The organism is Lysinibacillus sp. BS3, assembly GCF_039614735.1.
GTDB lineage: Bacteria > Bacillota > Bacilli > Bacillales_A > Planococcaceae > Lysinibacillus > Lysinibacillus capsici.
Map to the genome: position 1 here is coordinate 30,557 of NZ_CP154860.1, position 12,614 is coordinate 43,170.

A 12,614-nucleotide genomic window follows, 5' to 3' on the forward strand; every position below is an offset into this window, starting at 1 on the left:
AGGGACATAATGTTAAGCGGTAACTTATTGTGGGTACTGAGTGGAACGATGTTACTTGGCATTGCAGCAGGCATCACAGGCACGTTCTCCTTCTTACAGAAACAAAGTCTAGTTGGGGATGCTGCTGCGCATGCAGCATTACCAGGTATTGCCCTTGCGTTCCTGCTAACAGGTCAAAAGGAATTGCCAATTTTAATGCTAGGAGCGGGCATTACATCTGCATTATCTGTGTATTGTATTCAATGGATTGTGTCATTTTCAAAAATGAAGGCTGACGCTGCCATTGGATTAGTCCTCACCGTATTTTTTGGTGTTGGTGTTGTATTTTTAACAGTGGTTAACCGTAGCCCACTGGGGAATCAGAGTGGTCTGAATAATTTTATTTTCGGTAAAGCAGCGACGATGACCAAGGCAGATTTAATGTGGCTCTTTATTAGTGCAACCATCATTATTGTGGTTAGTCTCTTGCTTTATAAGGAATGGAAGCTACTGATCTTTGATCCTGTTTATGCAAAAGGGATTGGCTTACCAATAGAGGCTTTAAAGGCAACATTAACGGTTTTAATTGTCATGACAATTGTTACAGGTATACAAGCTGTTGGCGTTATTTTAATGTCAGCTTTATTAATTATTCCTGCTGCCAGTGCCAAGTTATGGACAAAAAAATTGAGCACAATGCTCATTTTAAGTGCTGCGATTGGAGGTATCGCTGGCATAACAGGAACCTTTATTAGTGCGATTCGAACAGGGTTATCGACGGGTCCTATAATTGTCTTAGTGGCAGCAGGTATATTCTTTCTATCGTATTTTATAAGTCCAACTGGTCAAATTAGTAAATATCGTAGGAAAATGCAATTTCGAAAGCAGGGTGATGTAGGATGATCGAATTTTGGGTTGTATTCACGGGACTGTTAGTTGGGGTAACTTGTGGAATTGCAGGTGTCTTCCTCATCTTGCGTAGAATGTCCATGATTGCAGATGCGATCAGTCATACAGTGCTCTTTGGCATTGTGATGGCTTACCTTATTACCCAAACGTTGAATGGTTTTTGGATGTTGGTAGGTGCTGCGTTTGCAGGGATTTTAACAGCCTATCTTGTGCAATTATTACATTCTTCTGGTATTCAAGAAGACGCAGCGATAGGCGTAGTGTTTACATCTCTGTTTGCAGCAGGTGTTCTCCTCATCACCTTATTTGCAGGCAATGTGCACTTAGATGTTGAGCATGTTTTAATGGGAGAAATTGCTTTTGTTCCTTGGGATAAATGGACATTGCTTGGGCTGGCAATGCCTAAGGCAGTATGGATGCTCTTACTCGTCCTCGTCATTAATATTGCGTTCCTACTCCTATTCTTTAAAGAAATGAAGCTTGCAACGTTTGACCCTGTGTATGCAGCAACCATTGGCATTCCCGTTGTCTTTCTTCATTATGGCTTTATGACATCGATTTCGTTTACAACAGTGGCAGCTTTTGATAGTGTAGGGGCCATTTTAGTGGTTGCCATGTTGATTGGGCCAGCTGCTACCTCCTATTTAATCAGCAAGACGATTAAGCAAATGTTCGTCTATAGTATGCTCTTTGGAGCTGCTGCTTCCGTCATTGGCTATTATTTAGCGAAATTTTGGGATACCTCTATAGCAGGTATGATGGCAACAACAGTCGGCTTCATTTTTATCGTGACGTTCATCTGTCAAAAAATCGTTGAGCGTAGGAAAAAAGTACTTGTTCATAAACTAGAAACTTCTTAATGAAAAACGTCGTTTGATACGCCCATCAAACGATGTTTTTTCTTTTGAGGACAAGTTCAAACTTTTGAATGAGTACTACTTCTAGGAAAAATAGTATACTCGTTAAGATAAACTAGAAAGAGAAAGAATAGTAGCATCTAGCAAATTTTTCTATATTTTTATGTACGAATATTTAAAATTTTGTTACGATAAATTTTATGATAGCAACAAGGAGAACAGCATGTGGAGAAATCGAAACGTATGGATTATTTTATTAGGTGAATTTGTCGTAGGTCTCGGCTTATGGGCTGGCATTATTGGCAATTTAGCCTTTATGCAAGAGGTAGTACCTTCTGACTTTCACAAATCATTAATTATTTCTTGTGGTATTTTAGCAGGCTTAGTTGTTGGTCCAATGGCAGGACGTATCATTGACCAATCGAAGAAAAAAACGGTTGTCCAGATGGCGAGTATCGGACGCATCATCAGTGTGTTATTTATGTTTATCGCACTTTATACTAATTCGGTCATTTGGATGATTCTATTTTTAATCACGCTGCAAATAGCAGCAGCATTTTATATGCCTGCCTTGCAATCTATTATTCCCATGATTGCGAAGGAACAGGATTTAATTACATTAAATGCTTGGCAAATGAATGCGAGAACCATTTCAAGGATCATCGGTACAGCCGCTGCCGGGTTTATGCTCAGTTTTTTTGAGTTAAAATGGTTATATATTATTTCATTTATTGTCTATTTAGGCATGTTTGTCATTACTAGTTTATTGCAATTGGATGAAGCATCTACTGAAACGATGACAAACAAAGAAAAAGGGAATTTTAAAGAAGTGTTACCGATGATCAAAGAGCATCCAGTCGTCTTGATGACGCTTGTCTTAATGTTAATTCCTACATTATTTTTAGGCTCTTTTAATTTAGTGATTATGAAAATATCTGAAATTCATCAATCTACCACAATTTCAGGATTATTGTATACGGTGGAAGGTATCGGATTTATGCTTGGTGCAGCTGGTTTGAAAATGATTGCTGACCGTGTACAAATGGGTACACTGCTTTTTTCATTAGCCTTTATTATCGGCTCAATGGAGCTCCTATTGTTACTGGCAGAGACTCCATTTTTCGCTTTAGTGGCATTTGGCGTTTTTGGCTTTTCAGTTGGCTGTTTTTTCCCAACGACAATGGTAATTTTCCAAAAACAAGTACCCAAACAGTTTCATGGACGCTTTTTCTCATTCCGCAACATGATTGATTCCGTCGTCTTTCAAATCGTGCTTTTATCGACAGGTATGATGCTAGATTTAATTGGTTTAAGTGGTATGGGACTTGTTTTCGGAATCATAAGCTTAAGTTTAACCACTACTTTCTTATTTTACGCAAAGAAAAAGAATGTCGTTATGCATGCACATTAATATCATGTCCTTTATGCATGACACCAATTGGGGCATACGATAGAGGTATAAAAAGATGGTAGCATAGGAAAGGAACTGTCTAGATGGAGACGGTTCCTTCTTCATTAATTCAAGTAATCTTGTTTGATATACATAGAGAAAGAAGGTTGAAAAATGGTTGAAAAATCTCAAGAGTCAATTGCGTCCTATATTGAGTCACCAGAAAAACTAAAAAACCTATATAGGCGTGTACTGATAGTTGTTAGCTTATCCCAAATTTTTGGGGGAGCTGGACTTGCGGCGGGTATAACGGTAGGCGCTCTACTGGCACAACAAATGCTTGGAACGGATGCCTATGCGGGTGTACCCTCTGCATTATTTACGTTAGGCTCTGCGGGTGCGGCTTTCATTGTAGGAAAACTATCACAGCGTTATGGTCGCCGCATAGGCTTATCAACAGGTTTTATAGTGGGTGGACTTGGTGCAATAGGTGTAGTCCTTGCTACTTTAATGAATAGTATTGTGTTATTGTTTGCCTCTCTATTAATCTATGGAGCTGGTACGGCAACTAATTTACAGGCACGCTACGCTGGGACAGATTTAGCCAATAATAAGCAACGTGCTACGGCGATTAGTACAACCATGCTTATGACCACATTTGGTGCTGTTTTAGGTCCGAATTTAGTAGAATGGATGGGAAAAGTGGCGCTGTCTATCGGTATTCCAGCTCTAGCGGGTCCATTTCTATTATCTGCTTTGGCCTTTATTATGGCGGGGCTTGTATTGTTTACTATGTTGCGTCCTGACCCGCTAGAAATAGCGAAAGCCATAGAGGCACATAAGCAAAAAATGAACAAAGAAAATCAAACACCATCCATGCCTATATCTAGCAATAAAAGAGGCCTAGCGGTAGGAGCAACAGTTATGGTCCTGACACAAATTGTCATGGTGGCCATCATGACAATGACACCTGTACATATGAAACATCATGGACATGGATTAGCCGAGGTTGGTATTGTGATAGGGTTTCATGTAGGTGCTATGTATCTGCCATCACTTGTCACAGGTATTCTTGTTGATAAAATCGGACGTACGGCAATGAGTATAGCTTCAGGTATTACGTTGCTACTCGCTGGCGTAGTGGCTGCATTTGCACCAAGCGATTCAATGGTGTTACTCATTGTGGCACTTTCTTTACTGGGATTAGGTTGGAACTTTGGCTTAATTAGTGGAACTGCTCAAATTGTTGATGCGACGGAGCCTTCTACCCGTGCAAAAACACAGGGGAAGATGGATGTTTTTGTGGCATTGGCAGGTGCATCAGGTGGTGCGCTATCAGGTATAGTAGTGGCGAATTCAAGCTATGCAGTGTTGTCCTTAGCAGGAGGGCTATTGTCGTTAGTATTGATTCCTGTTGTCATTTGGTCTAGGAGAGCAGCTTAAAAAGGAGAAGGGGAAATTGGACTCTAAGCTAATTATTATTCGAGGAAATTCAGGTAGTGGGAAAACGACAATTGCAAAGAAACTTCAGCATCATCTTGGACATGGTACACTTTTGATTGCGCAAGATGTTGTCCGACGTGATATGTTAAAGGTGCATGATCGAGAAGGCAATCTTTCTATTGAATTAATTCGTCAAATCGCAGAGTATGGTAAAGGTCGTTGTGAAGTTGTCATTGTAGAAGGAATATTATATGCCAGTCGTTATGGAGCTATGTTAAAGGATTTAATCCACTTCTTTGATCAGAAGGCCAATACTTATTATTTTGATTTATCTTTTGAGGAAACCGTTATTCGTCATCATTCTAGCTCCAAAAAAAATGACTTCGGGGAAGATTCTTTACGTGCTTGGTGGAATCCGCATGATTATCTTGGGGTGGATGGTGAAACGCTGCTGACGGAAGAGATGTCACAGGATGATTTATTAAAATTAATGGTAAAGCAACTGTAGAAGTAACAAAAAACTTACCCTTTCTTAGGGTAAGTTTTTTCATAGTGTTGAAAAATTTCCGTGCAGGTTACATGCTTTCCTCTGGGCGAACACAGCTCCGTTTAGAGGTTACCTGTATCGCTATTCAAGAAGATTCAAGTAGCCTTCCACTCCAACCCATTAAAATGTTTCTTTTTTAGAAAAAATTTTCAAATAAAACAAAGGTGTTCACTACTCTTTATGGCGAGGGTAGTCACTCATCACTTCTCCACATTGGAAATAATCAACCTCTCGCCTTTTATAATTACCTTTTATGGCTTGGACAGCATATTTTTTCAATTGGAACTATTTTATTGAATAAGCGTTACAATATTAAATCGTTAGAAAGCAAAGAGTAGGTACATATGTGGATTTAATAACAGAAAAATTAATCATGATTGCTTTATTTATTTTAATCATTCATGCGATTGAAACGCTTGCATATGCAGTTCGTTTATCAGGAGCACGTGTCAAATTACTAGCTTCGGCTTTATCTCTTTTTAATGTAATGGTCATGGTGTCGAGGTTAGCAAATATGATGCAACAACCATTCACAGGGAGCCTTGTTGATACAGCACCTACGGATAATGCCATGACATTTGTAGAACATCAATTTCGACTAATTATTGGAGCGGCTTCGCTTGGAACAATAGTAGGAATCTTACTTATCCCCACCTTTGTAGCCATTTTTTCAAGAGCTATCGTTCATTTGGCTGAGGAAAGAGGCTCAATCCCGGCTTTATTGAAAAAGGGCTTTACATTTGACTATGTAAGACGGGGGATTAAGCATATTCATACACCAAATTTTAGTTATTTAAAAGGCATTCGTCTACAGGATATACCGATTAAATTATTTGTTATCAATATTGTTATTACAGCTATCTATACGATTGGCGTTTTATCTGCATTGTATGCCACATTATTAGTACCAGAATTAAAGACTACTGCTGTTATGGCATCTGGATTAATTAATGGCATTGCAACAATACTATTAATCCTATTCATTGACCCGAAAATATCCATTCTAGCAGATGATGTGATCAATAAGAGAGGAAGCTATTTAGACCTGAAAAGAATGTCTGTTATGATGATGTTCTCCAGATTTTTAGGAACCATTGTGGCACAGTTATTATTGATTCCAGGTGCTCATTACGTTGCATGGTTTGCAAAGTTAATTGCTTGATTAGAACCACTTCCTTTATATTTTTAGGAAGTGGTTTTTTAGGCCACAGCAATTAATCGTGAGGTGTGGTAGGGGAGAAGTAAAGAAATTATATAGTATAATGTGGGTGAATAATAGATTCGAAAAGAGGGGAACGAATGTATGCCGACGATACTTGTTGCGGATGATGATGCGAACATTCGTGAACTTGTTTGCCTTTTTCTGCGCAAAGACGGGTTCACTACAATGGAGGCAGGAGATGGTAAAGAAGCATTAGCCATCTACGGCTCAACACCTATTGATCTTGTTGTACTAGATATTATGATGCCAACGATGGATGGCTGGACACTATGTAAGGAGCTCCGCAAAACGAATACGGATCTTCCTCTCCTGATGCTGACTGCAAGAGGGGAAACATGGGAAAAAGTGAAGGGCTTTGAGCTTGGAACGGATGATTATTTAACAAAGCCATTTGATCCGTTAGAGCTAACTGTACGTGTAAAGGCACTTTTGAAGCGCTACAGGATTGGCCATTCGCAGACCATTCAACTTGGTCAAGTCACGCTGGACCGTCAGACCTATAAAATTATGAGAGGAAAAGATGTTGTTTCACTACCGCTCAAGGAATTTGAATTATTATATAAGCTTGCCGAAACACCTGGACAAGTCTATACAAGAGAACAACTGATCGATCAAATTTGGGGGATTGATTATACGGGAGATAATCGAACCATCGATGTACATATTAAGCGCCTGCGTGAGCGCTTCAACACCATCACTGATTTTCATATCGACACAATAAGGGGTCTGGGCTATAGGCTTGAGGTTGAGGAATGATTAAATCTTTATATACACGCGTCGTTTTAATCTTTCTAGTTGCTGTCATTGGGGGAACGGTTATCTCTTTTTTCATGGCAACATGGGTATTTAAAGATAAATTAAATGAAAACTTACAAATTCCCTTATTAAATTTTGGACAAGACATGGTACAAATTTTTAACACATTGCCATATCATGAAGCCGATCGTTTTATACGTGATATGCATCAGCTTGAGTCCTATCATGTTCGCATTTATGAAGAAACAGGGCAGTTTACGGCTTACGGAAAGCTTCATGGCAATCAGTTAGCCCCTGTAACAATGGAACAAGTACAAGCTGTACTGGATGGAGAGGTCATTCAAGTAATTCCAAGTGGTATTTCATCCATACTTGTCGGCATACCTCTAACAACTGAAATGGGAACGAGAGCGATGTTTATCCAAACGATTGCTTTACCTTCAACCTCCTTTTCCATCAAGTTGATTCTGAATTTTGCTACTTATGCCCTTGTTATTGGAAGCGTTGTGTTTTTAGTTGCAGCGATGTTTTTAGTCAAGCCAATCAAAAAACTAACACAAGCCACTAAACATATTGCTGGTGGTGATTTCAATGTCGAATTAAATATTAAGCAATCAGGGGAGTTAGGTACGTTGGCTAAAAGCTTTGAAGATATGGCGGAGGAGTTACAGCAGCTAGAGCAAATGAGGAGAGATTTTGTATCGAATGTGTCCCATGAGGTGCAGTCTCCACTTACCTCCATTTCTGGTTACGCATTAGCACTGAAACAAGTTGATGTATCGGATGACGAGAAACACCGTTATCTCGATATTATCATTTCGGAGGCCAATCGAATGTCTAAGATGAGTGATAGCCTTTTAAAGCTGAGCTTACTAGAATCAAAGACACAGCCAATGCATCTCGATACGTTCAGTCTAGATGAACAAATTAGACGTGTCATTGTCTCCCTCCAGCCTCAATGGTCCTCTCGCAATATTGATTTTGAACTCCAGTTGAAGGCTGTTCGCCTCATGGCTGATTACGATCAATTACATCAGGTATGGACAAATATTCTTACGAATAGTATTAAATTTTCAAGTCCTAATGATACGATTGAGATCAGCATGAAGCAAAGTGCAAATCATGTGATAGTCCGAATAACGGATAGAGGCATTGGGATTTCTTTAGAGGATCAGCAACGTATATTCGAACGGTTTTTCAAGGCTGATCGTTCCCATAGTCACAAGTATGAAGGAAGTGGGATGGGGCTTGCTATCGTGAAGCAAATCGTTTTACTACATCGAGGAGAAATTGAAGTCGAGAGTGAGCTTGGGCATGGAACGACAATGATTGTCAAATTACCTATTACCTTAAATTAAAGAGAGCATGTTACGACTCCTATACAGATGTCGTAACATTTTTTTGTTGTTCATCTTGTGTTCATATTGTCGTCATTCGGAAGACATCTCTCTCCTTTATAGTTGCACTAACAGCTCAAAAGTAGCTGGAATAATCGTAGTAAAGGAGGAGGCACGAGTAAAGGTGAATCCCTCTCGTGCATCAAACATGAAAAAATTTATGCGTGTTTTACTGAAATCAATGGCAGTCCTAGGTATATCCATTGTGGGGCTACTTGTCATTGTTTTTACAATAAACATTATTTGCAACAAGATAGAGCAAGGAAAAATAGAACCCTATGGTCAGCTCGTCTCCGTGAATGGGGAAAAAATGAATGTCACCATTCAAGGTAAGGGTGCTGAAACCATCGTATTACTACCAGGCTTCGGTACTGCAGCACCAACGCTCGACTTTAAGCCATTGATAGATGAACTAGCTCCCTATTATAAAATCGTTTCAATAGAGCCCTTTGGCTATGGCTTAAGTGAGGATACAGCTAAAGAACGAAGCACAGAGAATATTGTTAGTGAAATCCATGAAGCTTTACAGGAGTTAAAGATTGATCGGTATATGCTAATGGGACATTCGATAGCAGGCATCTATGGACTCGATTATGTTAATAAATATCCGAATGAGGTAACTGGATTTGTCGGGATTGATAGCAGTGTCCCTACACAGGGTGGTATGGACACGAAGTTTCCAATTAAGTCGTTACAACTGCTAAAAAAATCAGGGATTGCAAGAATTCTTATAAAATTTTCAGATGATCCCTATGCAGGTCTTCCGTATGATGACGACACAAAAGAGCAAATTAGGATGATTACACTCAAAAACTTTTATAATACAAGCACTTCAAATGAATTAGAGCATATTAGCAAAAATTTCACGGCAGCCAAAACTCTTACATTCCCTAAAGATTTACCTCTTCTCTTATTTGTCCAAGCGAAAAGTGGTGGAGTTGAAAAGAACTGGATACCGCTGCATGAAGAACAAGTCAAACATTCCGTATACGGCAAAGTAATCACACTGGATGGGGATCATTACTTACACCATACAAAATCGGAGGAAATCGCAGACAACATCAGATCGTTTATGCAAAATAAATAATCCATAGTTTCTTACCTCTTTGCTTTTGGAGGTAAGATTTTTTAATACTATCCTCTTCCTTACGAAATCTTATAAAATCTTTCAATTGAGTTGTAATCCATACTTCGATGAGCATTGAAATACTTCCTGATTATAATGTACGTAGAACAATTATTCTATCAGGTAAGGAGCTATTGGATGAAAAATTATCAATTTATTGCTTTATTAGTAGTAACGACCTTTTTAATGGGTTCATCATTTGCCATTGTTAAATTAGGCTTACCGTATGCCTCGCCTTTATTATTAGCTGCACTTCGCTTTATATTGGCTGGTATAATCATGGCTATCGTTGTTATCATCTTGAAGAGACCTCATCCTATTACAAGGAGGGAGTGGTTCAAATTATGCATGATCGGGAGCTTTCAAACAGCAGGTGTGATGGGGTGTATTTTTTTAAGTCTCCGCACCATTACGGCAAGTGAGTCTTCTATTTTAACATTTACAAACCCATTACTAGTTGTAATTTTTGCCACCATTTTCATGAAAGTGTCCTACCGTTTCTATCAATGGATCGGGGTTTTGTTTGGCTTAATCGGGGTGATGATTACGATGGGGGCACAAGTTGAATTGAAAGTAGGCATCCTTTTTGGCTTGCTATCAGCTGTTTTTTGGGCTACTGCCACCTTGTTAGTGAAAAAATGGGGCGTGTTATTTGATACGTGGGTTTTATCTGCTTATCAGATGCTATTTGGAGGCTTACTCTTATTACTAGGAAGCGCATTGTTAGAACAGCCATTTTTTATTGTGAATCCACAATCGTTATTGATTCTGTTGTGGCTTAGTATTTTTTCCTCGATCATACAATTTGCAGGGTGGTATTATCTTCTGCAAAATAGTGATCCAGGAAAAACAAGTGCCTATTTATTTTTAGCTCCTTTTTTTGGCGTATTAACAGGCTGGGTGTTATTGGAAGAACCGTTAAAACCATCACTAATGGTTGGCGGCTTATTCATCATCATGGGCATTTATTTAGTAAACCGAACTTTTAGTGGAGAAAGGGCTAGGAGATAACTCCGTGCCCTTTCCTAATTTACAAATCTAAATGAAAGACCTCTTTAAAGCCTATTTTCCCTTTCTCCGTCACTTTAATGGCGCGAATAGAGGGAACTCGTAAAAGCCAACCAAGGTTGAAAAATTGATTTAATAGCTCACAGCCTAGTGCACCAGCTAAATGATAACGCCGTTCACTCCAATCTAAACAGGCATGAGAAAAGGATCGTCGTTTTCTCTTTAAAGCAGTTAAATCGATTCCGAATGTCGTAAAAAATAATATGCCCTCATCTGTCAGGACAAATTGTTTACCCTCCAATGTAAGATAGCCTGCCTTGAGCATCGATTCCGTTAATTGGACACCCAATTTACCAGCAAGGTGATCATAGCAAGTTCTAGCATCCTGTAATAACTTGATTTGGCTCGATTGCTTTAATGAACGTACTTCAGGTGGTGGAGAGATGGCTAGGAATGACTCTAAAAATTGAGCAATGTCCTCACCAGCCAATTGAAAATAACGATGACGTCCCTGCTTTTCAACTTTTATCAGCTTTCCTTCTACTAATTTAGCAAGATGAAAGCTAGCAGTTTGTGGTTTGATGGCAGCCATATATGCTAGTTCACTAGCCGTATGAAAACGACCGTCCATCATACTAGCAAGTATGGTTGCCCTTGACGTTTCACCAAGAAGTGCCGCTATTTCTGCCATGTTTGGATTAATTCCCATTCTGTCACAATCCTTTCAGTGTCCTATATTTAGATTTTAGTCAAAGTCATTATGGTTTACAATAAAAGTAATAGAGGAGGAGAAATAAATGGAAACATATTATGCAGTGATTTTTACATCGCAAAGAACTGAGCAAGATGGGGATGGCTATTGCAAGATGGCTGACCTAATCGATGCCTTAGCACAGCAACAGCCTGGTTTCATTCGTGTTGAAAGTGTTAGAAATGAGGAAGGAAAGGGCATAACGGTGTCTTATTGGGAATCGCTAGAGGCTATCCAAGCATGGAAAGACAATGCCAAGCATTTAACAGCACAACAATTGGGTAAAGACAAATGGTACACAAACTATAAAGTGGAAATCTGCCAAATGATAAAAGATTATTCATTTGCCAAATAGCAAGTAAGAAGGAGGCTTATTTTTTATGACGATTGTGGAAGAATGGCACGAACTAAGACAAAAATTTAATCCTTCCAATCCGATAACCATTAATCAAATGCATGTTTTTAAAGATCAATTAAAGCAGGCTCAACAAACAGAAGAAACATTAAGGATATTAGTAGAGGTCTACTGTTTACTTAGGATGTATCCTGAGGCATATCAGTTATTTATTGTCATTATGAATAAAGACGATAAAAAGGATCGAAAAAAGTATGGCGTTCTCCAGACCTACATAGATAAACCAAATTCGGTGAATCCTCTGCTGCCAAGAAAAATTAGAGACCATCAGCAGCTTAAAACGAAAATTCCAACGTTTAAATATCTACCAAACCCTCTAGAGGCTGAAATTTTTGAAACAGATGAAATCGTTGTATGTGATTGTTGCGAGCAAGAAGTGGATGTCTATTATACTGGTGGTATTTATGCAATTGAGGAAGTAGATTATCTTTGTCCTTCCTGCATCCATAGTGGGGAAGCAGCTCAAAAATATGATGGTTCTTTCCAGCAAGACTTAATGGAGGATGAACAGGTTACGAACCCCAAGTTTGCTGAGGAAGTACTCTTTCGGACGCCTGGCTATGTAAGCTGGCAGGGCAATAATTGGGTGGCACATTGCTCTGACTATTGTGCGTTTATCGGCTATGTTGGTTGGCGTGATTTAGTAGAGCTAGGAATTGAGGATCAATTTGATAATTATACCGGCTTTTCAAAAGAAGAACTTTCTGCATCCTTAATGAACAATGGTCATCATCAAGGCTATTTATTTCAATGCTTGGAATGTGACCGTTATGTGCTTTATTCAGATTTTAGTTAGTCGTTGTTTGAGGGGGGT

Annotated in this window: 13 protein-coding genes; 12 read left to right on the plus strand and 1 reads right to left on the minus strand. The window is 39.0% G+C overall.

All coding sequences use genetic code 11. The annotated features are described in order from the left end of the window. Positions 1–9: 9 nt before the first annotated feature. From AAJG31_RS00165 to AAJG31_RS00210, 10 genes are all read left to right on the plus strand, one after another. Positions 10–882, plus strand: coding sequence for a metal ABC transporter permease (locus tag AAJG31_RS00165; protein WP_054550447.1), 873 nt, complete (start codon positions 10–12; stop codon positions 880–882). Then, positions 879–1,748, plus strand: coding sequence for a metal ABC transporter permease (locus tag AAJG31_RS00170; RefSeq protein ID WP_048392426.1), 870 nt, complete (start codon positions 879–881; stop codon positions 1,746–1,748). The genes AAJG31_RS00165 and AAJG31_RS00170 overlap by 4 nt, the downstream gene beginning before the upstream one ends. Positions 1,749–1,968: 220 nt before the next feature. Beyond that, the gene (locus AAJG31_RS00175) at positions 1,969–3,156 is read left to right on the plus strand and encodes an MFS transporter (RefSeq protein WP_054550446.1); all 1,188 of its coding nucleotides are present in this window, start codon (positions 1,969–1,971) and stop codon (positions 3,154–3,156) included. Positions 3,157–3,309: 153 nt separating this feature from the next. Continuing rightward, positions 3,310–4,578, plus strand: coding sequence for an MFS transporter (locus AAJG31_RS00180; protein WP_279495295.1), 1,269 nt, complete (start codon positions 3,310–3,312; stop codon positions 4,576–4,578). A 16-nt stretch (positions 4,579–4,594) separates the two neighbouring features. Then, a complete protein-coding gene (locus AAJG31_RS00185; RefSeq protein WP_259950776.1) occupies positions 4,595–5,086 on the plus strand; it encodes a kinase in 492 nt (163 codons plus the stop codon). 412 nt (positions 5,087–5,498) lie between these two features. After that, complete coding sequence (locus AAJG31_RS00190; protein ID WP_054550492.1) at positions 5,499–6,287, plus strand: lipid II flippase Amj family protein; 789 nt, start codon at positions 5,499–5,501, stop codon at positions 6,285–6,287. 141 nt (positions 6,288–6,428) lie between these two features. After that, a complete protein-coding gene (locus AAJG31_RS00195) occupies positions 6,429–7,103 on the plus strand; it encodes a response regulator transcription factor (RefSeq protein ID WP_279495293.1) in 675 nt (224 codons plus the stop codon). Next, positions 7,100–8,461 carry a HAMP domain-containing sensor histidine kinase gene (locus AAJG31_RS00200; protein WP_279495292.1) on the plus strand — a complete coding sequence of 454 codons (1,362 nt, stop codon included), beginning with the start codon at positions 7,100–7,102 and terminating at the stop codon, positions 8,459–8,461. Before AAJG31_RS00195 ends, AAJG31_RS00200 begins: the two co-directional genes overlap by 4 nt. A 187-nt stretch (positions 8,462–8,648) precedes the next feature. Then, on the plus strand, positions 8,649–9,587 hold the full coding sequence (locus tag AAJG31_RS00205) for an alpha/beta hydrolase (protein ID WP_259951156.1): 939 nt from the start codon (positions 8,649–8,651) through the stop codon (positions 9,585–9,587). A gap of 177 nt (positions 9,588–9,764) precedes the next feature. Continuing rightward, positions 9,765–10,637 carry a DMT family transporter gene (locus AAJG31_RS00210; RefSeq protein WP_048392431.1) on the plus strand — a complete coding sequence of 291 codons (873 nt, stop codon included), beginning with the start codon at positions 9,765–9,767 and terminating at the stop codon, positions 10,635–10,637. 19 nt (positions 10,638–10,656) lie between these two features. Here the strand turns inward: AAJG31_RS00210 and AAJG31_RS00215 are convergent, their stop codons facing one another. Further along, the gene (locus AAJG31_RS00215) at positions 10,657–11,343 is read right to left on the minus strand and encodes a helix-turn-helix domain-containing protein (protein WP_066037762.1); all 687 of its coding nucleotides are present in this window, start codon (positions 11,341–11,343) and stop codon (positions 10,657–10,659) included. An 88-nt stretch (positions 11,344–11,431) separates the two neighbouring features. Here AAJG31_RS00215 and AAJG31_RS00220 point away from each other — a divergent pair, with 88 nt between their 5' ends. Both AAJG31_RS00220 and AAJG31_RS00225 read left to right on the plus strand, forming a co-directional pair. Then, positions 11,432–11,740 (plus strand): antibiotic biosynthesis monooxygenase, encoded by a 309-nt coding sequence (locus AAJG31_RS00220; protein ID WP_279495289.1) that lies wholly within the window; start codon positions 11,432–11,434, stop codon positions 11,738–11,740. 25 nt (positions 11,741–11,765) lie between these two features. Beyond that, complete coding sequence (locus AAJG31_RS00225) at positions 11,766–12,596, plus strand: CbrC family protein (protein WP_279495288.1); 831 nt, start codon at positions 11,766–11,768, stop codon at positions 12,594–12,596. The last annotated feature ends 18 nt before the right edge of the window (positions 12,597–12,614 follow it).